Here is a 23797-nt window from a genome sequence, read left to right as displayed (position 1 = left end):
CTTCTCTCGTGTGCTGTTATGACTCCGCCAATCGTTAAGCGCTATCTTCTGGCCGTCGATCGCTATAAATGGGCCATTCCAGCCGGGGTGTTTGTCGGCATGGCGGCGGCAGGTGTAGTCGCCTCTCGTCCTGACCCAGCCCCGGTTTATCAGGCAAATGCGTTACTGGTTTCAAATCGTCCGCCGATCGCATTTTCGACGATCGGCACTGAAGTCAGACAGCCGATCGAGACTTTTACCAGCGATTCTCTCGTGCCCAAAGAGATGATCGAAGCAGTTGCCAAAGAAGTCGGCATCCCACCGCTAGAGGTGGCTAGGAATACCAAGGTAGAAGTAGACATTCCGAAAGTAGCTAAAGGTGCAACAGTTCCGACGAGTAGCTCGGCGCAAGTTGATGTCTCTTACAACGATGGCGATCCTAATCGCGCGATCGCGGTGGTTCAACAATTTAGTCAGCGCATTGTCGAACAGAGTCGGCTCAACAATTCAGCCCGATTGCGCGCCGTGATCGAATCGATTAATCAGCGATTGCCCAAGGTGTCGAACGATCTGAGAGCCTCCGAACAAGTGTTAGAAGAATACGATCGGGTTGAAGGGCCTCAACTGCTGGCGGCTCAAAATGGAACGCTGATCGGCGCAATCACAGGCAGCCAAACTCAGCAGCGACAGCTACAACTGCAACTCGATGGCACTAATGCTCAGATTCGCAGTTTAGAACAGCGACTAGGCTTAGACCCCAGTCAGGCGTATATCTCTGCGGCTCTGAGTGCTGACCCACTGTTGGCAAACCTCCGCGCTCAGATTCAGCAAGTTGAGGCACAGATTTCGCTCAAAAGTAAGGATCTGCGCCCAGAACATCCCGATCTGATCAACCTCCAAAAACAGCAGCAGACGCTAGAAGAACAGCTTCAAAAACGCGCTAGAGAAGTGATGGGCGGCAACGGATCGGCGGCTCCATTTTCTAGCACGGTGCGGCAAAACAGCAGTCTCGACCCGGCTCGACAGCAGTTAGCAAACACCCTAGTCGGACTCAAGACCCAGCAGGAAGCCTTGCAGCAGCAGTTAGGCTCGACAGCGCGATCGGAGCAAACACTCCGCCAACAATTTTCGGTCGTCCCCAATCGCCAGTTAGAGCGCACTCGGCTAGAAGATCAAGTTCGGCTCAAGAAAGCCCTCCACGATCAGATGCAAGTCAAACTAGTCGATGCTAGAGCCGCCGAAGCCGAAACGGTGAGCAGCCTCAGTCTCGCCAAAGCGCCTTCCGTGGTGCCGCCTCTGCCCAACGCCACTAAGAGCATTCCGTTGATGTTGGCGATCGGGGGCTTGGTCGGCTTACTCGTCGGCGGTGGTTTGATCTTCTTGCTCGACACAATGGAGGGCAAATTCTACACCGAAGACGATCTGCGAGAAGCGCTGCGATCGCGCGATGTGACGATTCTCGGTTCACTGCCGCTAGTGAAAGGCTGGGATGTCACAGATTCTCCGGTTTTAGTGCGCCCAGATTCTCCTTACTTTGAGTATTATGAGCGGTTTCGCAGTAAGCTGCGCCTGACAGAAAACAAAACGCTGCGAGTGATCTTGTTGACCAGCACAATCGCCGATGAAGGTAAAACTGTCAGCGCTTACAATCTAGCGATCGCGTCTGCCAGAGCCGGAAAGCGAACGTTGTTGATTGAGGCAGACTTGCGATCGGCATCCAAAGCAGCTTACGTCGATCTTGCGACTGACCCCGACAGCATCGTCGAACCCTTGCGCTATTACGGGCAGATTAGCGAGTGTGTTCGTCTCGCTCCAGAGGTCGAAAATCTTTATGTGGTGCCGAGTGTTGGTCCGCAACGTCAAGCGGCTTCGATTCTTGAATCGAGCGAGATGCGCCGCCTATTAGAAGATGCCAGAGGGCGATTTGATCTCGTCGTGCTAGATACGCCTGCTTTGAGCCACTGTAATGACGCGCTGTTGTTAGAACCCTACAGCGATGGATTGGTGATTGTCACCCGTCCGGGTGTGACGCAAGAAAGCATCTTGACTGAAGCGATCGACCATCTCAGCGAGACAGAAGATCACAAGTTGCTGGGAGCAATCATTAATGGCGTGGACATTCAGCTTCCGCGAGCAGTTGAGGAGGCGATGATGGCGCAGTCTCATCCGCACTCAGTCACCGTTTCGGGACGTGACACCGATGACACTGAGGAGATGAATCAAGTTAAGGCGGGGAGGCGTGATCGTTGAGTTAATTGCGATCGCAGCCTAGCAAAGAGATTCTTGAGCCTCGTTGGTACAATAACCAAAGGCAGTTAGAGAAAGTTGGTATTAGACAAAGCAAAGCACTATGCAAATCACGATCGACCTACCTCCAGATCTTGAACAAGACCTGATCCGCCAAGCAGCCCAATCCAGTGTTCCGCTCCAAACTTTGGTTCTCCAAGCCTTGCGTCAGATAATCCAAACGACACCTAGCTCTATGTCCCAGTGGTCGGATGTAATCCTGTTTTATGAAGGAGTTCCTGACTTTCCTGCTTTCGAGTCGTACCGCGATGAACTTCTCCCCCTGCATGAATCGGAGTTGTCCTGAACCTCGATCGCTAAATTAAACCGCAAAACATCAATCCAATTACATATTAATGTTTGTGTTCTTTGTGTTTTGGAAAAGTGCGAATCAAATACCAAAAGACCGCCACATTTACAACAAAGACGATGAATTTTAGAAACGAGAAACCTTGCGTCAATTCATAGATTTCTGGCGGAATACTAATTCCTACCAGCCCTAAAACTAAAATGTGTGCCCAGCGTTTTTCATGCCATAACCCGATCGCTTCGATCGCCGTCACGATCGCATAAGTCGCTGCACCAACACCACTAAATTGCAGCGTTCTCGGATTGAGATTGAGAATTTTGTCTAAAATCCATTCGATGATCCCGGCTTTGCCTTCGAGTTCATAATTACTAGCAAAGTCTTGAAGACCTTCGTAGTTATTCATCGCCAATAAGAGCGCGATCGCTGTCACCATCAACAGAGAAGCCACAAACGATTTGTAAACCACAATGGCAAGCAAGCCAAACGGACGCTTTTTCAACTGACTTCTGATCTAAATCTTCAAACTCAATTCTAGGCTGCACCCAGCGATCGTCACCGCTCAGGGTATGATATAGCCCGCAGTCTTAGCCGCAACTTTATTAAACCGATGGCACAGCAATATCGGATCACGCTTCTCTCTGGCGATGGCATCGGCCCTGAAATTATGGCGATCGCCGTTCAAGTTCTCAAAGTCGTCGGTGAGAAATTTGACCTGACGTTTGAGTTTCAAGCAGCGCTGCTGGGAGGGGCGGCGATCGATGCCACAGGCGAACCGCTGCCTGCCGAAACTTTAGCGCAGTGCAAGAACAGTGACGCGGTGTTGCTGGCAGCGATCGGGGGCTATAAATGGGACACGTTGCCTCGGCATTTACGTCCTGAAACCGGGCTGTTAGGGCTTCGAGCGGGATTAGGCTTATTTGCAAACCTGCGTCCGGCAACCATTTTGCCGCAGCTTATTGATGCATCTTCCCTGAAGCGAGAAATCGTGGAAGGAGTCGATATTATGGTCGTGCGAGAGCTAACAGGCGGCATTTATTTTGGGCAACCGAGAGGAATTTTTACCACTGAGACGGGTGAAAAGCGGGGCGTAAACACAATGGCGTATACCGAATCAGAAATTGAGCGCATCGGACGAGTTGCTTTTGAAACCGCTCAAAAGCGAGGCAAAAAACTCTGCTCAGTCGATAAGTCAAACGTGTTAGAAGTCTCGCAACTGTGGCGCGATCGCATCACGACTCTCTCAGCCGAGTATCCCGATGTCGAACTGTCTCATATGTACGTCGATGCCGCCGCCATGCAGCTAGTGAGACAGCCCACGCAGTTTGACACGATCGTCACCAGCAATCTCTTTGGCGATATTCTCTCTGATGCTGCCGCCATGTTAACAGGCAGCATTGGGATGTTGCCGTCTGCCAGTTTGGGCGCGTCAAACCCCGGTCTGTATGAACCTGTTCACGGGTCTGCGCCCGACATCGCTGGACAAGATAAAGCCAATCCACTTGCCCAAGTGCTGAGTGCGGCGATGATGTTGCGCTATGGACTCAATCAGCCGACTGCCGCAGACTATATTGAACAAGCCGTTCTTACCGTTCTAGACCAAGATTATCGAACCGGGGATATCATGTCGGAGGGCAAAACTCTATTTGGGTGTCAGGCTATCGGCGATGCGTTAATCAAAGCGCTCAACAAATAAAGCGTATTTTTTTCGTGCCAATTTCGATTTTTGCAATAGGATACAGTCGGAACGTCAATCGAGGGCAGTGCTGGTGGTTAACACGATCGAACAAGTAGGTGTGGGTGTGGATGATGAAAGCGTAACGGCGTATGTTGATCCGGCGGTCGTGCGATCGGCGCGGCTGATTTATCAGGTTTATTATGAAGTGCATCCCGAATTGACGGAGCCACCTTTAGGGGTAGCGATCAATCGGCTCACACATCGAGGCAAACTGATCTTTACAGGCAAGGCGATCTTGCTGCCGCAGGAGTGCTTTGTGCCGTTTGAATGGATTGAATCAGAGGCGTATTAGGCAAGCAGAGATGAGGGGGGAGTTAGGGGCTGAGTGACTGTCACAGGCTAGGGTTTGCTACTATCAAAGCAGCGAGTTTGAAGAAGCTCATGACACTAGCGATTATGGCCAAACCTGCTCCTCTGAAATCGAATGAAGAGGATGTGTTTCTACACCCTTTCTTTCAAGCTTTTAGATTTTAAGCAACTCCTTGTTGAGAACGGTGCAGGATCTGAGATCTACTTGCTCGATCGGAATCTCAATCACAAACTTGGTTCCCTGCCCCAACATAGAATGACATTCGATCGTTCCATGGTGCTTTTCAACGATGATTTGATAACTAATCGACAAGCCTAATCCGGTTCCTTTTCCAATCGGTTTAGTTGTAAAAAACGGATCGAACACTTTTTGTTGAACCTTCGCCGGGATGCCGGAACCGTTATCCGTAATCTGAATCTGAATTCGATTCTCTTCGATTAGACTCGTGCAAATATGAATCGTAGGAGAAGCAGGTCCTCGCTTTTCAGAGAGCGCTTCTTCTAATGCATCGATCGCATTCGCTAACAGATTCATAAACACTTGATTCAGTTGTCCCGCCAAGCAAGTCACACCAGGAAGATCCCCATAGTCTTTAGTGATTTGAATTCTAGACAGCGCTGATTTTGCTTTTAGCCGATGCCCCAAGATCAGCAATGTGTTCTCAATTCCCTCATGCAAATCAACCTTCTTAAAACCAGCTTCATCCAAGCGCGAGAAATTGCGTAGCGACAAAACAATTTCTTGAATACGTTCAGAGCCTAGCTGCATTGAGTTTAATAATTTCGGAAGATCCAAGCGCAAAAAATCTAAATCAATTTCTTCGATCTTGTTCTGAATCTCCAATGCAGGATCAGAGTGATGTTCTTGATATAAATCGATTAAGTCAAGCAAATCTCGAATGTAGTTCTTTGCGGGCGGAAAATTACCATAAATGAAATTTACAGGGTTATTGATTTCGTGGGCAACTCCTGCAACCAGTTGTCCGAGTGCAGATAACTTTTCTTGTTGAATCAGTTGAGCTTGAGCCTGCTGTAAATCAGCAGTCCGTTCTTGAACTTTTTGTTCTAAAGACTCATTAAAGTGCTGGAGTAAAATGTTTTGCGCTTCTAACTTCTGATTCAGATAATTCAATTGTAAGTGAACTCTGACCCGCGCTAAAACTTCTTCTTGTTGAAAGGGTTTAGTGATGTAGTCTACTGCACCAACGCTCAGTCCTTTGACTTTACTCTCTGTTTCTGAGAGAGCCGTCATAAAGATGATCGGAATCTCGTTTGTGAGAGGATTGGCTTTGAGACGACGACACGTTTCAAAGCCATCAATTCCTGGCATCATCACATCTAGCAAGATCAGAGCAGGAAGATGATATTGAACTTGCTCGATCGCGCTTTCGCCATCTAGCGCAACGGCAACTTGTAACCCAGCCCTAGTCAGCGCTTCTGACAAAACCTCTAAGTTTATGGGATTGTCATCCACGATAAGGACAATTTGAGACTCGTTCTTGAGTTCCATCACGTATGACTCTCTAAATATTGTTCAAGAAATGCTCGAATCTTTTTCAACTGAAATCCTTTCGACCACTGTCGAAGGGACTGACAAAATTCAGATAATCTCGCATCAGATTTCTCAAGTTGATCGATCTGATGAAGTAGATCTTTTATTAATCCTTTGCGGGCGAGGTCGTAGAGTACAGATATCTCTTGAGGAGATGGGATCACGATCGCAGTGGATACACTTAAGGGTGTCAAGCTCTGAGAATTTGCAGATGAGATTTGTTTCTCTAATATTCCCTGTTCACTGGGTAAATTCAAACTAGTTGCCTGAAGTTTTGGAGAATAAAGCCACTCTAGATTCAGTTGTCGCTGTAGCATCTCAAACAGAGAATTGACATCAATCGGTTTGGGTAGAAACTCAACGGCTCCTGCCTCAAGACTTTTGTATTGATCCTCTTGAAACACGTTGGCAGATGAAACCACGATTATGACCTCATCTAATGCAGGCATCGCTCGTATTTGCGTCATCATCTCATAACCATTCATACGAGGCATTGAAATATCGCTAATGATTAAATCTGGCTGTTTTTGAAGGGCGGTGTCTAAGCCTGCTTGGCCGTCTTTGGCTTCAAACACCTCAAAGCCGATCGGTTCGAGAAGATTTTTCACGATTAAACGATTTTCCCAGCGATCGTCTACGACAAGGATCTTTCGTTTGTTTCCTCTGAATCCAGAAATTGACTTAATCGCAAATTGCTGTTCTGATTGCTTACTGTCATGCGCTTTAGGTAACGCTACTTCAAACCAGAATTTGCTGCCTTTTCCTAATTGGCTTTCAACCGCGATCGTGCTTTCCATCATATTGACGATCTTGTGACTAATCGCCAATCCTAAGCCTGTTCCTTCTGATTGCTTTTCACGATTGCCAACTTGCTCAAACGGCAAAAAGATACTCTTTAGCTGAGTGGGTTGCATACCAATGCCAGTGTCTTCAACCTGAAACCGGATGGTATGAGTTGGGTAAGGAGACTTCTGTTCAGGGTTTTCAACAACCGATACCGCGAACGTCACACTTCCTGCATCCGTAAACTTGATGGCATTTCCCAACAGGTTGATCAAAACCTGTCTTAACCGCTTCTCATCGGCATGAATCATCACCGGGAGTTGCTGATTTAAAGGGTAGATAAAATCTAGACCTTTTTGATCGGCTCGAATGCGACAGATTTCTACAACACCTTGCAGGAAAGGAGCAAGGCGAAGATCGTGAGGATGGAGTTCTAATTTTCGAGCCTCAATCTTTGATAAATCAAGCACATCGTTAATCAGAGTCAGCAGATGAGATGCACATTGGTGAATCACTCCAATGCCTTGCTGATCTTTCTCGACCACAGATGGCGATCGCTGCAAAATCTGAGTGTAGCCCAAGATGCCATTTAGAGGAGTGCGTAACTCATGGCTCATATTGGCAAGAAATTCGCTTTTGGCGTGATTTGCACTGTCAGCGACTTCTTTGGCTTGGTCAGCGACTTCTTTGGCTTTTCTGAGTTCAACAGTACGTTGCCCAACCCGAATTTCCAAATCTTGGTTGAGGGTTTCGGCATTTTCGCGGGCTTCTTCAACGGCAATCACTTGCGGTAGTGTCGTCCAACATGCGATCGCGACTCCCACAAACGCCACAATGATCAGCAACACAAGGATCAGATTGTTACCCTGCTCGACTGCTTTTTGATTCAGTAGCGATCGGAACCCCCAACCGACCAAAACCGAGCCACAAATCAAAACGATCAGAGTCGAAACTTGGAACAGCACCAGATCCTTAATAGGGGACGTGTTTGATTGATATAATCGTATCCACCAATTAGGGCGAAACGGAGCAAACCGAATCCGTCGGATAGCAGCATCTATCACCAAGATTCCGGCGGGAAACAACAATCCAATCAAAAAGTCCTGCCAGCCCCATGCTAGACCGCCCACAAACAACACGACTGTTTGCAATAGGAAAATCGCGAACGCCAATCGAGGCGCTAATACTCCCGGTTGACCTCGTTGTGACCAAAGCGCTAACTGCATTAATGTGAAGGAGACAAACCAACCCACATTGCCAACGACCACAATCTGAGCTACATTTCCCCAAAACAGAAAGAACAGCGAAAGCCCAAACACGATCGTTAGAGCCGGTCCAAAGACTCCTCGCCGCGACGTGATGCCCAAGACGGGTGCGAGGTGTTTGTCTAGAGCAAGCTGATACAAGATTCGAGGACTGTTGGAAACTGCTGTTGCCATTGTTAGCAAACATGAAGAGGCTAACAAGAAGGTCACAATCAGGGATGCAGATTGCCCCCAAAATGGTTTAGCTGCCGTCACCAAATATAGCAACACATCACCACTTGTATCGTTAGCAGGCGCTAATCGGGTGATGACCCAACTTCCCGCGATAAAAATAATAGCTCCAGTCCAGGCGGCGGCATCTAAAAACCGTAGCGTTTCAGATGGGCGGCGACTGTCTGCCACAAATGAGGAAGCTGTTTCACTACTGTAGGTTGCAAAGGTTGCAAAGAAAAACCACTTTGCCCAATCTGCGAAGCCCATTGAACCCCAGTTCCAATCGGTTGGCAGAAACCCAGGACTCTCAGGCGATAGTCCTAGCCAGACTAGCCCTTGTAAACTGAACGCTATGAGCAACCCCATTGATGGAACGATAAAGAATAAAAGCAAAATGCTTAATGCACGAGTTCCATTGAATGCCACAACGAAGGGCAACAGCATAAAACCGATCCGCATGGCTATTGTTGGAATATGGATTCCAAAGGGTTCTAGATTTGCTTGAACTACGTCGGTCAGAATGATGGCATTTAGAGGAATTGTTGAAACCCAGTTGAGTAAATATCCGATCGCAGCATAGCTAGCGATCGTGGGATATCGCTTTAGCAACCTGGCAATATAGTTGGGAGTTCCACCCGCTACATCGATCTGGCGCTCCCCCAAACTTTTCACTTGATAGTTGATCAAGATGCCAATCAGCGTTGCCGGAATCCAGACAAAGATTGCCTGTGACCCTAGCGCGACTTTCATAGCCGGAACTAACCCAGTCCAACCTGGAGGACCTGCTAACCCAAAGCCCCAGGTTTCGACAAGGTTGAGACTACGGGGAAGGCGAGGGGTTGAAGCGAGATCTGTCTGCGGACTCTTCATGGGGATTACCAGCAAACTTCAAGGGCTTGTACGTGATTGCACTACTAAAAGTTAGAATTCCCCAAACAGTAATCCATCTCACGGCATACAGGTTAACTGAGAATTTTGTGGCAGAAAGCCGTTTTGCATAAAATAAAGTAGATAAATTCGCAAAACTGAACTGTCGATCGGCGCACAAACAATATCAGTTCCATCTAGCCCGATGTCAGTGTTGCGAGTATCAAACGCTTGAGATACAAAAGTGGCGGTTTCGATCGGGGTTTGTTGCTTGTCAGGTCTTTTTGTAAACATGGATGCCATTGAAGTTAACGCATTCTCTGGAGGCATAGCGAGTAGCTTTGTTTGCCACTGCTGATAGGGCATCAGAGTCACCCAGTAATCGAGTACATTTAAATCAGCAACGAGTTGTTTGAGCGTGAACAGATGCGGACTGACCAGATGAAATGTTTGACCAAACGAGGCTGGCTGACTAGACAAATGCCGAATTGCTTGAACAATGTAATCTACAGGAGCTAGAGACATCTTTAGATCCAACTCAGGCGCGCACCCTAATTGAATAAAGCCCTTGATTAGCCTACAAATCATATTGTTGAGTTGAAACGCACCCGTTTGACTGTGCCCTGTGATCATTCCTAGTCGATAGATGCAGACGGGCAAACCGCGATCGCGAGCCTGCATGACTAACTTTTCAGCAACCCACTTACTCTGGGCATACCCTTCTGTATATCCATCGCAACTGAGTAGCTGATCGGTTTCTGAAATAAAGGTCGCCTCTTCATATTCAGAAGAATGAAAGACATCAATGGTGGAAATGTAGTGAACTGGCAAGGTTCGCGTCTGAGTGGCTAGGCGTAACACCTCTTGAGTTCCCAACACGTTGGCGTTTCGCAGTGCAGTATAGGGATAGACAAGATTCACATAGGCACCACTGTGATAAATCACATCAACTCGATCTGCCAATTCTCTAAACTGCGATTCAGATAGACCAAAGAGCGGTTGCGATAAGTCTCCAAGCACGGGAATAATCCTTGAACCAAATGTGTCTTGCCAAAGTTCATAGCGCTCTAGACTTTTGCGTAAGCGATCGCTTGCCGCTTCACAATCATCTGCACGGACTAGACAGTAAGCAGTCATTTGAGGATTATGGAGCAGCAGTTCTTGCAGCAGAAACGCACCGATAAACCCTGTTGCACCTGTCAAAAAGATGGGTTGAGCGGCGATTAGCCCAGAGCGCAACTCCGAAAGAACCGCGTCAGAGTTGTGCAAAGCGCTGATTGCATGGGGACGGATTGCATCATCTAAGTTCGCATCTGCCCACAGCTCGGTGGGAGTCGTGTTAAACCCAGCCGTAGAACCACAGGACTGAACGGCTTGAATTACTTCAGCGAATCCAGCAACAGTCGGCGCTTTGAATAAACAATCTAAAGACAATTCCACTTGGAATGCTTCACGCACACGAGATAGAAGCAAGGCGGTGCGTAGTGAATCGCCGCCCGATTCAAAAAAGTTGTGGTAGATGCCGACTTCTACTCCCAACACCGCCGTCCAGATTTGGGCAAGTTGGCGCTCTAGCTCGGTTCGGGGAGAGACAAACTCTTCTTGAGCATCGAGAGTGGGAACTGGAAGTGCCCGACGATCGACCTTAAGGTTTGGGGTCAGCGGCAAGTTTTCCATAAAGACCACAATGGCAGGAACCATATACTCAGGCAGTTTATCTTTAAGCCACGCTCGTAATTCTGTTGATCGCAACTGCAACGATTGCGCCTTCAACACAACATAAGCAACCAACCGACGCTCACCCGACTCATCTTCTCTCGTAATGACAACAGATTCTCGCACATTAGGGTGCTGCGAGAGCGCAGTTTCAATATCTCCCAACTCAATCCGGTAGCCGCGAATCTTGACCTGATGATCAATGCGTCCAATCATCTCAATGTCGCCGTTGGGTAAAAGACGAGCGAGATCACCCGTCTTATAAAGGCGAACGTTTGGATCAGCACTAAATGGATCAGGAATGAACTTTTCACGGGTTAAGTCTGGGCGGTTCAAATACCCTTGCGAGACACCCTGACCTCCAATATAGATCTCGCCTTCTCCTTCCCCTGATACAATTTGCAGGGAGTCATTTTTTCGACGAGCGGGTTCTTGCACAATATAAATCTGGGTATTGGCGATCGCATGACCCAGAGGGACAGCCCGATCGCCAAATTCGACGTGATGCACCATTGACCAGACCGTCGTTTCAGTCGGTCCATACATCTGCCAGAGTGAACTGCCTCTTTCGAGCAATTGGTCTGCCAGCGATCGCGTCAGCGCTTCTCCACCACACAGCATTTTGAGTGGTTTATTCCCTTTCCATCCAGCCGCCACCAACATTCGCCAGGTCGCTGGAGTCGCTTGCATGACCGTTGCATTCGACTCTGAAAGAAGATTCGATAGAAGGGTTCCGCTGGATGCGATGTCACGGCTCACCAGGAGAATTTCAGCACCCACAATCAGCGGTAAGAACAGTTCTAAAACGGCAATGTCAAACGAAATGGTTGTAATTGCTAAGAGAACATCCTGTTGGCAAAGTCCTGGTTCTGCTTGCATCGATCGCAGGAAGTTGACCACCGCTTGATGCGTAATCTGGACTCCTTTAGGCTTGCCAGTAGAGCCGGACGTGTAAATGGCATAGGCTAAATTTTCGGCTGTGACACTACTTTCAGGATTTGCTTCACTCTGTTGAGCCACGGTTTGCCAATCAGTATCGAGACAAACAAGCTGTGCGTGTTGGGTCTGCGGCAAAATTGCACAGAGATGTTGCTGAGTAATGAGAACTGGAAGTTGAGTATCTTCAATGACGAAGGCTAATCGATCTTGAGGATAGCTGGGGTCTAGCGGAACGTAAGCACCGCCTGCTTTCAGAATGCCAAGAAGCGCCACAAGCATATCTAGCGATCGCTCTACGCAAATTCCAACTAAGGTTTCTGGCTTTACTCCTAATATCTGTAAATAGTGCGCTAATTGGTTCGCCTTTTGATTGAGTTCTCGATATGTCAGTCGTTGATTTTGAAAAACGATTGCTGCGGCATCGGGAGTTTTTAGGGTTTGCAGTTCTATAAGTTGATGGATAGCAACACTTGCTGACGCGAACGACATTTCTTTCTCCTTGACATTTGAGTACTAAGTTGGAGGTTGAAACAGTTATCTACGTATAAAACGTATATTTTTATACACAACTATTTCCTCACTACTCAGACTACTCTTCATTCAGATATAAGGTCTAAGCTTTACGCTTAATTTATGGTTGGAAGTAAAGTCTTTAAAGAGACGGAGTGATCTTCCGAGTGCGCTTATCTAGATTGGGATAGGGATTGAGTTAAACTAACTGACATCTTGCACCCTTCTCAATCAGCCTATGTTTTGCTCCCCTGACTCCTAAAACCTGCTATGGATTTTCTGCTTGCCCTTCCCGCTTCTCTGATTGTGTTTTGGCTCGGAGCTTCGATCGGCAGCTTTCTAAACGTTGTCGTCTATCGACTGCCCGCAAGCTTGTCGCTGCTCTATCCGCCGTCTCGCTGCCCACATTGCCTGACTCGCCTGCGAAAACGGGAAAATGTACCCGTATTAGGATGGCTGTGGCTCAAAGGGCAGTGTAGTCACTGCAAAAGCCCAATTTCTGCCCGCTATCCGTTAGTAGAGGCGGCAACTGGAATTCTGTTTTTGCTGGTGTTTTGGATGTTTGGTTTCTCGATCGCCACGATCGGCTATTGGCTCTTTTTAAGCTGGCTGCTGGCGCTGTCTTTGATTGACTTAGACACGATGACGCTGCCTAACCCGCTCACTCAGTCGGGGTTGATTTTAGGATTGGCGTTTCAGGCAATATCAGGATTTATGATCACCTCTAGTTTGACGGGCGCGATTCAATATCTCTTTGCAGGCGTGATCGGCGCGGTGTTAGGAGTCTGGCTACTCGATGCCGTCTCGTTTGCAGGTTCGATCGTGCTGGGGCAACCCGCCATGGGGGCAGGTGATGCCAAACTTGCGGCGATGATGGGCGCTTGGTTAGGCTGGAAACTGCTGCTGATTGGCGGATTTTTAGCGTGTGCTGCGGGGGCATTTGCAGGCGGAGGCGCGATCGCATTGGGACTGATCAATCGCCGCCAGCCAATCCCATTTGGGCCGTTTTTGGCACTGGGAGCCGCTTTGAGTGTCTTCTACGGTGAGGCGCTGCTCTCAGGCTATCTACGACTATTTTTTCCTACGCTCTAGCCTTTATCTTGAGAAGAGCCGTCCAGAATTATTATCATGAACCCCATTAAGCGCGTCGCGATCGTAGGCGGAACTCACGGCAACGAGTTCACCGGAGCTTATTTAATTAAAAAGTTTGAGCAATATCCAGAATTGGTGCGGCGATCGAGTTTTGAAACCCAAACGCTACTTGCAAATCCTCAAGCGTTTGCCGCTACTCGCCGATACATTGATCAAGACTTAAATCGGGCATTTCTCAATCAAGATCTGCAAAACTCAAATCTTTCTGACTATGAAGCGCAGCAAGCCAAAGCCATTGCTCAACAACTTGGAACAAAAGGCAGCGCTCAAGTTGATGTAATTATCGATCTGCACTCGACCACGGCCAACATGGGGCTGTCTCTCTTGATGGCAAATCGCAGTCCTGATAGCTTGAGACTAGCCAGCTACGTGAGTGGGACAAATCCGCTTGTCAAAGTCTGTTTGACGCGGACTGATTCAGAAAGTGGATTGTTGCGATCGCTCTCTGAGTTAGGGGTGGTGATTGAAGTCGGTGCAGTCGCTCAGGGGGTACTGGATGCTTATTGGTTTCAGCAGACAGAAGCGTTGATTTACATAATTTTGGATTATTTGCACGATTGCAATCAAGGTACGCTGACAATCGCCGATCGTCCCCTAACTTTTTATGAAACCATTGGCTCGATCGACTATCCGCGCAACGAGGCAGGCGAGATTCAGGCAATGATTCACCCTGATTTGCAAGGGAGAGATTATCAGCCGCTCAAGTCTGGCGACCCAATGTTTTTAGGATTGGATGGTCATACGATCGTCTATGAGGGCACAACGGTCTATCCCATTTTTATCAACGAAGCCGCTTATTACGAGAAAGGCGTTGCTTTAACCTTGACCCAAAAGCAGACCGTCAGCGTCTCTAAAATCTAATTTGGCTAGAGTGAATCACACCCATCTGTCCATTACACGCATTGGTAAAATACCAGATTCCTTGAGCGTTATAAGAACTATAGGTTTTGATGGTGCCTGATTTAATACTCAAGTTATTTAAGTGTTTCGGAGTGGTAAGGGATATTTAAGGTTGACGTTTTTTGACTCCACTTCTCGTTCACATCGTCCAGTTACGACTAGTGGAAAGCTGGTGGAGCGTATTCTGCACCCTCCACTAACTTTCAATCCACACGTCACAGACTTTACGCTAGCAGTTGCCCAGTTTCTTGCAGCGAGTGCAATCGCTGGTAGATGCCACCCCGACGCACTAACTCCTCGTGACTCCCAACTTCAACAATGCTGCCCTGATCTAACACCACAATTTTGTCTGCTTCTCGAATTGTGCTGAGACGATGCGCGATAATCACCAGCGTGCGAGTGCCGAGAATCGAGCGCATCGCCAGTTGAATCGATCGCTCTGACTCATAGTCTAAACTCGAAGTCGCTTCGTCGAAGATCAGCACATCAGGGTCAACAATCAGCGCACGAGCAATGCCAAGTCGTTGTCGCTGTCCGCCTGAGAGTCGAACGCCGCGCTCACCGACGATCGTCGAATATCCCATCGGCATCTGACGAATAAACTCATCGACTTGGGCAATTCTACACGCTTCACGCACATGATCACGGCTGGCGTTGGGGTTGCCGTAAATCAGGTTATCGAGCAGAGTGCCATTGAAGACATCGACTTCTTGGTGCACGATCGCGAGTCGTTTGCGATAGCCCGTTACATCCAATCTGCGGATATCTTGACCATCCATCAACACCGCACCCTGATTAGGTTCAAAATAGCGGAACAAGAGTTTGACTAACGTGGATTTGCCGGAACCCGATCGACCAACAAGCGCGATCGTTTGATAAGGTTCAATCAACAAATTGATGTCTTTCAACACCGGACGCTCTGAGTTATAGCCAAAAGTCAGGTGAGAAAACTCGACTTTTCCGGTGAACTGATAGGTCGGCACGGCTTCGGGTTGTTGGGTCAGAGTGCTGGCATCAGTGCCAACTGGAAGCTGCATAAACTCATGAAAGCGAACCATCGACGCATAGCGACGCGCAAACACTTCAGCGAGTTGGCTAATCGGCTCTATTTCGGCATAGGCCATGCTAGAAATCGTCAGCGTAGTGATGAAATGTCCGAGCGAGATTTTGCCCTGAACGGTTGCCATCACGGTGAATGCAAGCACGAGGAAGACGCAAGACTGCACGATCAACCGCTCCCACATTCCCAACTTCACATAACCTAAGTGAATGCGATAATCTAGCACTTTGAACTCGCGATCGAGCCGTTGCCGTTGCCGTTTTAACTCTGACGTTTCAGTAGCAAACGCCTTCACTGTTTTGATATTGGTGATGATCTCAGACGTGCGGCTGTCGGTATCTTCCATATACTTGTCGAGCCGCGCCTCTTGGTCAGAAAGCCGTTTCAAACCTGTGAGGCTAAAGCCAACAATACTCACGAATGAAATCAACAGCAGTAGGGCAATGCGCCAATCAATCAGCCAGATCACCGCAAAGATGCCAACCACTCGAAAGAACTTCGGCAACAGTTGTCCTGTAATCTCTGGATAAGTCCAGGTGTAGTTAGACAAACCTTTAGCAACTCTGGCAGCAACCCGTCCAGGATTGTTCTCATCGTAGAACTCTAGCGGCAGCGTCAACACTTTCTCTAGAGCTTTTTCGGCGTGTTCTCGTCGGGCACGAAAGGCAGTATCCCACTGAAACCAGGCACCTAGCCAGGGCTGAATCGGAGCGCGCCCGACTGAGATGAGACACACGAGCATCAGCAAGACGGCGAGAGACAGCGTTTTGTCACTGGCAAACCCAGTGATTTGTGAAGTCGTGGTCACGATCGCTTGAATGGGGCGATCGACCGCTTGTCCAGACAAGACGTTGAGAATTTGACCCACCGCATAAGGGACAAATAGGTCAACAATCTCGAAGAGACTGACCATCGCAATGCTAAAAATCGAAATCTTCCAGTAGTTGCGAAAGTAGTCAATGATACCTAGAAATTTAGCCATAGAGTCTCCCTGACGATCGACTGAAGTAAACGCGGTTGAAATTGCATCAACACTACATATACTACAACATGCTACACACTAATTCCGCAACAGTTAGAAAGCACGATGATAAAGTTCTCCTTGCTTCAACCGTTAAAATTGCATTAATCCCGATCGTATCTGGGCAATCACCATGACCCAAAGCGCCGAGCCAAAATCAAAACTTCTAACCTTTGAGGAATATCTTGCCTATGACGATGGCACCGATACTCAGTATGAATTGGTGGACGGGGAGCTAGTTGAAATGCCACCAGAAGCTCCCGAAAACTCAGAACTAGCCAGGTTTCTATTGTTTGAACTAGCAAAGCATGTATCCTTGACTTTGCTGACCCACAAAGATATTGAAATTGAGACGATCGGGCGGCGAGCCAGATGTCGCCTACCTGATCTGATGGTTCACACTGAAGAATCCTACACCGCACTGGCGGGTGCAACTCGCGGCACGATTACTCGTGATATGCCGCCGCCCGCTCTGGTGATCGAAATCGTCTCACCCGGCAGCACCAATCGCGCTCGTGACTATCGCCACAAACGCACCGAATATGCAGCGCGGGGGATTTCTGAATATTGGATCGTTGACCCAGAAACCAGACAAGTCACGGTTTGCAAATGGGTGGATGGTCAATATGAAGACGCGATATTCAGTGGCGGTCATCGGATTGAGTCCGAGGTGATTCCATCGTTTGATTTGACGATCGATCGCTTATTCGCCATGGGGCGCTAGTCGCAAAAAATGGGGACAGCCTTCGCCATCCCCGCCTAACCGATAAAGTTTGAGTTCTAAATCTACAGTTGAGGAACGTAGCGTTCTTTCTCAGGAACCACCGTATACTCAGCCATAATCTGACGGAACTCGTCACCGTCGATCGTTTCTTTCTCAATCAGCAAGTCCACCAAGCGATCGATGACTTCACGATTTTCGCGCATGATCCGACAGGCTTGTTCATAGCAATGGGCGACAATCTCGCGCACTTGACCATCAATACGAGCCGCGATCACTTCGGAATACTCCGATCGATTCGTCCAACCGCCCCCTAAGAAGACTTCGCCTTGCTGACTTTCGAGCGACAAAGGCCCCAAATCAGACATTCCATAGCGAGTCACCATCTGACGCGCCATACCTGTCACTTGCTGCAAGTCGTTTCCGGCTCCAGTCGTGACTTCTGCATCGCCAAAAATTACTTCTTCAGCCGCCCGTCCACCCAAAGCACCTTGAATTCGGGCCATGATTTGACTGCGAGAAATTAACCCATCTTCTGAAGGCGTAAACCAGGTCAAGCCTTGAGCCTGCCCACGAGGAACCAGCGTCACTTTTTGCACCGGATCGTGATCCTTCACCAGGGTGCCGATTACGGCGTGTCCAATCTCGTGATAAGCAATCAAACGCTTGCTCTTACTGTCTACGAGCGGAGTGCCTTCCATACCCGCAACAACCCGATCGACTGCATCGTCAATTTCCAACATGGTCATCGCTTCTTTACGACGACGAGCGGTGAGAATTGCAGCTTCATTGAGCAGGTTAGCGAGGTCAGCCCCAGAAAATCCAGGAGTACGACGAGCAATGACTTCCAGGGAAACCTCATCCGAGATTTTCTTGTCGCGAGCGTGAACGTTCAAAACCTCTAGGCGACCTTTGATATCAGGCACATCAACCATCACCTGACGATCGAAGCGACCCGGACGCAGCAAGGCAGAATCGAGGACATCAGCGCGGTTGGTCGCGGCAATGATGATAATGCCCGTGTTGCCTTCAAAGCCATCCATCTCGGTCAACAACTGGTTGAGCGTTTGCTCTCGCTCATCGTTGCCGCCGCCGATGCCTGCACCCCGTTGACGACCCACCGCGTCAATTTCATCGATAAAGATGATACAAGGCGCGTTTTCTTTGGCTTTCTTGAACAAGTCACGGACGCGAGATGCACCCACACCGACAAACATTTCGACGAATTCAGAGCCAGAGATCGAGAAGAATGGAACCCCGGCTTCGCCTGCGATCGCTTTTGCCAACAGAGTCTTACCCGTTCCAGGTGGCCCAATCAACAACACTCCTTTAGGAATTCGGGCCCCCACTGCCGTAAAGCGCTCAGGCTTTTTCAAAAAGGTGACGACTTCTTGCAGTTCTTCTTTCGCTTCTTCGATGCCTGCCACGTCATCAAACATTACGCCCGTCTTCGCCTCCATTTGGAACCGAGCGCGAGACTTGCCAAAACTCATCGCCTGCCCAGGCCCGCCAGGGACGTTGTTAGAGCGACGGAACAGGAAGAACAAACCTCCCAAAAGCAGAATTGGGAACACTAAGTTTCCAAGCAGCCCCCACACCGCGCCATCATTGCGGGCAGGGTGAGAATCAAAGCTGATGCCCGAATTTCTCAAGCGAGTCACGAGTTCGGGGGCGCTGCCAGGGAGGTCAACGCGCAGACGCTGTAGACGATTGTCCAGTTCAGGATCGACGGCTTCAACAATGGCAGTGCGCCCACCATCATAGAGATCAACGCTCTTGACCCGATTGGCATCTAAATATTCTAAGAAGCGCCCGTAGGTCATGCGGGTACTGGCGGTGTTTTTGCTCACGGCGGCAGGATTGGGTGCAAACGACCCTTGCCAGAGGAAAAACCCAATCACTAAGGCGGGCACTGCCCACAGCAGTATGGTTCTCCAAGAAGCTTTCATAAACTGGCAACCTCTAAATACGGCAACAATGATTAAATCTCAATCGTAAACAAAAGTGGAATTTTCACAATAGAAACCACCTACTTATGCTAAGAGAAACAATTTTCTCCTGCGTAAGAGCGAACTTCTAACCTAGACCGTCGATCGAGCGGTTTCCAGACGTTTAATGAGAAGTATCTTAACTAAATTTAACTTAATTGTGAGACTTCGAGCAATCAACCCGCTTAGAACGCGAATTAATTTGCCCTCATCCCAACCCTTTCCCCAAGGAGAGGGAGCTAGAGTCTGGTTCCTCTTCTCCTTGGGGGATAGCGGAGTCTTTGTTGTGCCTTTAAGCTTGTGCGATCGCGATTGCCTGCTGCAAGCGATGCCGATCCATGCCTCGCTGGTTCAAAATCAACCAAGATTGCACCAAGTCAGGGCCTTTCAGGGCACCTGTTAGAGCAGCCCGCAGAGATTTCATTAAGAAGCCTTTTTTGATGGTTTGTGCTTTCACTACCTGCTTAACGATTTCTTGAATCGTCGCATCCGTTAAGGCTTCAGAAGGAATGGACTCTAAAACTGCTTTTAATGCCGCCGCTAAACCTGGTTGCTGAAGTTGCGTAGTGGCTTCTTCATCAAATCCAACCTCGACAATAAATAGATAGCGCGTCATCTCAACGGCTTCTTGAAGACGAGACAAACTTGCCCCAATCACCGCTGAGATTTGGTCTAACCAGGGACGATCGCCAACCGGATCAAACTCATAACCCGCCTCTTGCCAGTAAGGAATCAGCAGATCCGTGAGTTGATCAACAGGCATCGCGTGAAGATATTGCCCGTTGATCCAATTCAGTTTGTCCCAATCGAACTTGGCTCCAGCTTTATTGACGCGATCGAAGCTGAACTGCTTTGCCGATTCAGAGAGGCTAAAAATCTCGATCGTCGAGTCTGGAGGCGACCAGCCCAGCAGTGTCATGTAGTTAACTAGGGCTTCGGGGGTATAGCCCATTTTTTTAAAGTCAGCGATCGAGGTGACTCCATCCCGCTTCGAGAGTTTTGCGCCTGCTTGATTGAGAATCAACGGCGTATGCCCAAACTCTGGCACCGTCGCGCCGAGCGCTTCATAAAGCAAAATCTGTTTGGGAGTGTTGCCGATGTGATCTTCGCCCCGAATCACCTGAGTGATGTGCATATCAATGTCATCGACGACAACGACAAAGTTGTAGAGCGGCTGACCGATGTCATCACCTTCTGAGGCGCGGGCAATCACCATATCGCCACCCAGATCGCGACCCTTCCAGGAAACGGTGCCGCGCACGAGGTCATTCCAGGAGATTTCGCGATCGTTCTCTATTTTGAACCGGATCACAGGTTTGCGACCTTCATCGGCAAAAGCAGCTTGCTGATCTGGAGTCAGATCGCGATGGCGGTTGTCATAACGAGGAGCCTCATTTTTGGCTTTCTGCACTTCTCGCATCGCGTCAAGTTCTTCAGGCGTTTCATAGCTGCGATAGGCCAGACCCTTGTCTAGCAAAGTCTGAATGGACTGGCGATACAAATCCATTCGTTGGGATTGAAAAAATGGGCCTTCATCCCAAGTCAGACCCAGCCAGGTCAAGCCCTCAAGGATGTTATCTGTAAACTCAGGGCGCGATCGCTCCAGATCAGTGTCTTCAACTCGCAGCACAAACTGGCCGCCATTGTGACGAGCAAACAGCCAGTTAAAGACGGCAGTTCGGGCGGTGCCAATATGCAAATTTCCGGTAGGACTGGGGGCGATGCGGACACGAACGGTCATAGGGAAAGGGGGATGAAACAACAAAAAAGATGAAGTCAGAACGATGCTGAATGAATTCTAATTCATCCTTCACCTTTTAATTCTTCATCCTTTTTTTGAACGGGACTGACGGGATTCGAACCCGCAACTTCCGCCGTGACAGGGCGGTGCTCTAACCAATTGAACTACAGTCCCTCGTTGCCGAGTACGCTTTTTTTATCAGCGCAGTCTCTATTGTGCCGATCGTGCGCCCTTTTGTCAAACAAATCGTTTTAGAAATTCGGCATCGCTGAATAGCGGGATGATTTGGGTCGGGGCAATTTCCCTGGGGTTGCCCTCCATTCGTCAGGGGTAGGCACGGGGGCGCTACCCCTACAGGCAATCACGATCGACCCAACCGGACTGAAATTAATCAACACTGTGATAGTCAGCATCCGTCCAGCAGCGAGGTAGACTTTCTCCAGAGGGAAATAGCAGGGTGTTTTTGCTGATCGGCTCTGGGTCTTGCTCTTCTTGCCCAGATTGCACTCGACCGTGGATCGCGTCTTGCACCGGGTTAAAGAGTTCTTCTAGGTCTAGGATTTCAACTAGATTTCCAGTTTGTTTATCTTGTAAAAGCATTAACGTTCTCCAATAACAGATTATTTCGATGACGTTCTTACAATCCTGTGTTTAGCCATTTATTCTCATCTACCGTAGGGACAGTTAAGGCAAGAGCGATCGGAGGATAATAACGGTCAGCAGCTAGGAAGTGACCCATGAGAACGATCGCCGAAATCAATGACAAAATTAGTCGCCAACAAGCGATCGTCCTCACAGTCGAAGAGTTGAAAGCACGGGTTGCGGAGGTCGGAGTCACTCAGACTGCTAAAGAGGTCGATGTCGTGACGACAGGCACCTTTGAGCCGATGGAATCTTCGGGGGCAATTCTCAACCTCGGACAGACCGATCCGCCGATCAAAATTCGTCAATGCTGGATCGATGGAGTCTCTGCCTATGCGGGGTTTGGAGCCGTCGATCTCTATCTAGGAGCCTCGCAGATGGTCGAATACTCAAGCATGGAGGCGGATGGCGATGAATCGCGCAGTTCTACTCGCGGTGGTGGGCACGTAATCGAAGATTTGATTGCGGGTAAATCGGTGCCTTTGAGGGCGATCGGGCAAGTGACCGATTGCTATCCCCGTGCGTCGTTTGAGACGACCATTTCGCGAGACAGAATCAATCAGTTTTATTTATTCAATCCGCGCAATCTCTATCAAAATTTTATTGTGGGTGTGAATGGCGGCGATCGTCCTCTATTCACCTATTTGGGCCCACTTCAGCCCCAGTTAGGAAATGCTGTCTATTCCAATCCTGGCGAGATTTCTCCGTTGCTCAATGACCCCGATCTGCAACTGATTGGCATCGGGACGCGGGTTTTTTTAGGCGGCGCGATCGGCTATGTCACTTGGGAAGGCACTCAGCACTTTCCATTGCAAAAGCGACTGCCCAATCGCACTCCGATCGGGCCTGCGGCTACGCTGGCGCTAATTGGCGACGCAAAACAGATGGATGCCCGATGGGTGAGAGGCTGCTATTTCAAAGGCTATGGTTCGTCTCTGATGCTAGGAGTCGGCATTCCGCTGCCAGTGCTGAACGAAGAAGTGGTCGCTCATTGCGCGGTGCAAGACAAAGATTTGGTGGCTCCGGTCGTCGATTTTTCGATTCCTCGGCGCGTTCGTCCCACGTTTGGGCTGGTGAGCTATGCCCAACTCAAATCTGGCAGACTGACGATCGACGGCAAATCAGTTCGCGTTGCCCCACTCGCGAGTCTTTATCTGTCTCGGCAAGTCGCCCTAGAGTTAAAGCAGTGGATCGAGAGGGGGACGTTTATGCTGAGTGAAGCCGTTGCCCCGATTCCTCACGATCGGGTGTTTATTCCGCAAGACTTGCGAGGTAGTTGATGTTTGCCAAAATTCGCGATACTGAAATTTATTTTGATGTCGAAGGGTCGGGACTCGTGCCCGATCGGGCCCAGATGCGCGAGAAACCAGTCGCGTTTCTCATTCACGGCGGGCCGGGAGCTGATCACAGCAGCTACAAGCCAACCTTCTCGGCGCTGAGTCGCAAAATGCAGTTGGTGTATTTTGACCATCGCGGGCAAGGTCGATCGGCGCGTGGCGACAAGTCTACCTACACACTAGACAACAACGTCGAAGACATGGAAGCGCTGCGGCAATATTTGGGACTCAACAAAATCGTGGTGATTGGCGGCTCTTATGGCGGCATGGTGGCGCTGACCTACGCCACTCGCTATCCGCAAAACGTGTCTCATTTGATAGCGATCGCCACCGTTCCCGATTCTCGTTTTTTAAGCCGCGCACGAGAAATTTTAGAAGAACGGGGCACTCCAGAACAGAACGCGATCGCCCAATATCTGTGGAACGGCAACTTTGAAACCGAAGACCAGTTGCGGGAATATTTTCGGCTAATGCGTTCCATGTATTCTGTCACTTACGATCCCGATGCCAAGCAAGAAAGCTGGGATCGCACAATTCTCTCAGTCGATGCGATTAATGTGGCGTTTGGCGGATTTCTGCGCTCTTACAACATTCTCTCTGAGCTACCTAAAATCACCGCTCCAACTCTGGTGATCGCCGGGCGGCATGATTGGATCTGTCAGCCAGAATTTTCAGAAGAAATTGCCAATGCCATTCCCAACTCAGATCTGCGAATCTTTGAAAAAAGTGGTCACTCGATTCGAGCCGACGAACCCCAAGCGTTATTAGATG

At 49.0% G+C, this 23797-nt stretch carries 17 protein-coding genes and 1 tRNA gene; 8 read left to right on the top strand and 10 right to left on the bottom strand.

Annotation, left to right across the window (positions count from 1 at the left end):
• Positions 1-18: 18 nt before the first annotated feature.
• The gene (locus tag BRW63_RS00675; protein ID WP_073068989.1) at positions 19-2229 is read left to right on the top strand and encodes a GumC family protein; all 2211 of its coding nucleotides are present in this window, start codon (positions 19-21) and stop codon (positions 2227-2229) included.
• Between the two features lie 389 nt (positions 2230-2618).
• Here BRW63_RS00675 and BRW63_RS00665 read toward each other — a convergent pair whose 3' ends face one another.
• Positions 2619-3074 carry a DUF2127 domain-containing protein gene (locus BRW63_RS00665; protein ID WP_073068987.1) on the bottom strand — a complete coding sequence of 152 codons (456 nt, stop codon included), beginning with the start codon at positions 3072-3074 and terminating at the stop codon, positions 2619-2621.
• A gap of 108 nt (positions 3075-3182) precedes the next feature.
• On the opposite strand from BRW63_RS00665, the gene leuB reads away from it, so the two are divergent.
• Positions 3183-4268, top strand: a complete 1086-nt coding sequence (leuB, locus tag BRW63_RS00660; protein ID WP_073068986.1) for a 3-isopropylmalate dehydrogenase — start codon at positions 3183-3185, stop codon at positions 4266-4268.
• Positions 4269-4341: 73 nt separating this feature from the next.
• Complete coding sequence (locus BRW63_RS00655) at positions 4342-4602, top strand: hypothetical protein (RefSeq protein ID WP_073069275.1); 261 nt, start codon at positions 4342-4344, stop codon at positions 4600-4602.
• Positions 4603-4773: 171 nt separating this feature from the next.
• Here the strand turns inward: BRW63_RS00655 and BRW63_RS00650 are convergent, their stop codons facing one another.
• From BRW63_RS00650 to BRW63_RS00640, 3 genes are all read right to left on the bottom strand, one after another.
• Complete coding sequence (locus BRW63_RS00650) at positions 4774-6129, bottom strand: sensor histidine kinase (RefSeq protein WP_073068985.1); 1356 nt, start codon at positions 6127-6129, stop codon at positions 4774-4776.
• Positions 6129-9302, bottom strand: coding sequence for an ATP-binding protein (locus tag BRW63_RS00645; protein ID WP_073068984.1), 3174 nt, complete (start codon positions 9300-9302; stop codon positions 6129-6131). The genes BRW63_RS00650 and BRW63_RS00645 overlap by 1 nt, the downstream gene beginning before the upstream one ends.
• 78 nt (positions 9303-9380) lie before the next feature.
• Entirely contained in the window at positions 9381-12443 is a 3063-nt protein-coding gene (locus BRW63_RS00640) for a non-ribosomal peptide synthetase family protein (RefSeq protein ID WP_073068983.1), read from the bottom strand.
• Positions 12444-12734: 291 nt separating this feature from the next.
• Here BRW63_RS00640 and BRW63_RS00635 point away from each other — a divergent pair, with 291 nt between their 5' ends.
• Both BRW63_RS00635 and BRW63_RS00630 read left to right on the top strand, forming a co-directional pair.
• Positions 12735-13556: a prepilin peptidase gene (locus BRW63_RS00635; RefSeq protein ID WP_073068982.1), complete on the top strand. Its 822-nt coding sequence runs from the start codon at positions 12735-12737 to the stop codon at positions 13554-13556.
• A gap of 36 nt (positions 13557-13592) precedes the next feature.
• Positions 13593-14477, top strand: a complete 885-nt coding sequence (locus BRW63_RS00630) for an aspartoacylase (RefSeq protein ID WP_073068981.1) — start codon at positions 13593-13595, stop codon at positions 14475-14477.
• Here BRW63_RS00630 and BRW63_RS29385 read toward each other — a convergent pair.
• The gene (locus tag BRW63_RS29385; protein ID WP_262983505.1) at positions 14467-14589 is read right to left on the bottom strand and encodes a hypothetical protein; all 123 of its coding nucleotides are present in this window, start codon (positions 14587-14589) and stop codon (positions 14467-14469) included. The two genes, BRW63_RS00630 and BRW63_RS29385, sit on opposite strands and share 11 nt — an antisense overlap.
• 151 nt (positions 14590-14740) lie before the next feature.
• Positions 14741-16558 carry an ABC transporter ATP-binding protein gene (locus BRW63_RS00625; RefSeq protein WP_073068980.1) on the bottom strand — a complete coding sequence of 606 codons (1818 nt, stop codon included), beginning with the start codon at positions 16556-16558 and terminating at the stop codon, positions 14741-14743.
• 172 nt (positions 16559-16730) lie between these two features.
• On the opposite strand from BRW63_RS00625, the gene BRW63_RS00620 reads away from it, so the two are divergent.
• Positions 16731-17321 (top strand): Uma2 family endonuclease, encoded by a 591-nt coding sequence (locus BRW63_RS00620; protein WP_181314303.1) that lies wholly within the window; start codon positions 16731-16733, stop codon positions 17319-17321.
• Positions 17322-17383: 62 nt separating this feature from the next.
• Here BRW63_RS00620 and ftsH2 read toward each other — a convergent pair whose 3' ends face one another.
• The 4 genes from ftsH2 to BRW63_RS00600 all read right to left on the bottom strand — a co-directional run bounded on the left by ftsH2 (position 17384) and on the right by BRW63_RS00600 (position 21647).
• The gene (gene ftsH2 / locus BRW63_RS00615; protein ID WP_073068978.1) at positions 17384-19267 is read right to left on the bottom strand and encodes an ATP-dependent zinc metalloprotease FtsH2; all 1884 of its coding nucleotides are present in this window, start codon (positions 19265-19267) and stop codon (positions 17384-17386) included.
• 331 nt (positions 19268-19598) lie between these two features.
• Entirely contained in the window at positions 19599-21047 is a 1449-nt protein-coding gene (gltX, locus tag BRW63_RS00610; RefSeq protein ID WP_073068977.1) for a glutamate--tRNA ligase, read from the bottom strand.
• A gap of 100 nt (positions 21048-21147) precedes the next feature.
• Positions 21148-21221 (bottom strand) — tRNA-Asp (locus tag BRW63_RS00605).
• A 213-nt stretch (positions 21222-21434) separates the two neighbouring features.
• Entirely contained in the window at positions 21435-21647 is a 213-nt protein-coding gene (locus BRW63_RS00600) for an acetyltransferase (RefSeq protein ID WP_073068976.1), read from the bottom strand.
• Between the two features lie 137 nt (positions 21648-21784).
• Here BRW63_RS00600 and BRW63_RS00595 point away from each other — a divergent pair, with 137 nt between their 5' ends.
• A complete protein-coding gene (locus BRW63_RS00595) occupies positions 21785-22969 on the top strand; it encodes a homocysteine biosynthesis protein (RefSeq protein WP_073068975.1) in 1185 nt (394 codons plus the stop codon).
• On the top strand, positions 22969-23797 hold an 829-nt coding region (locus BRW63_RS00590), incomplete at its 3' end, for an alpha/beta fold hydrolase (RefSeq protein WP_073068974.1). The genes BRW63_RS00595 and BRW63_RS00590, both read left to right, overlap by 1 nt.

The sequence above is a fragment of the Phormidesmis priestleyi ULC007 genome (assembly GCF_001895925.1).
In the GTDB taxonomy this organism is placed as follows: Bacteria; Cyanobacteriota; Cyanobacteriia; order Leptolyngbyales; family Leptolyngbyaceae; genus Phormidesmis_A; species Phormidesmis_A priestleyi_A.
The sequence above is the reverse complement of the archived record's forward strand: the minus strand, read 5'-3'. Positions and strand labels throughout refer to the sequence as shown.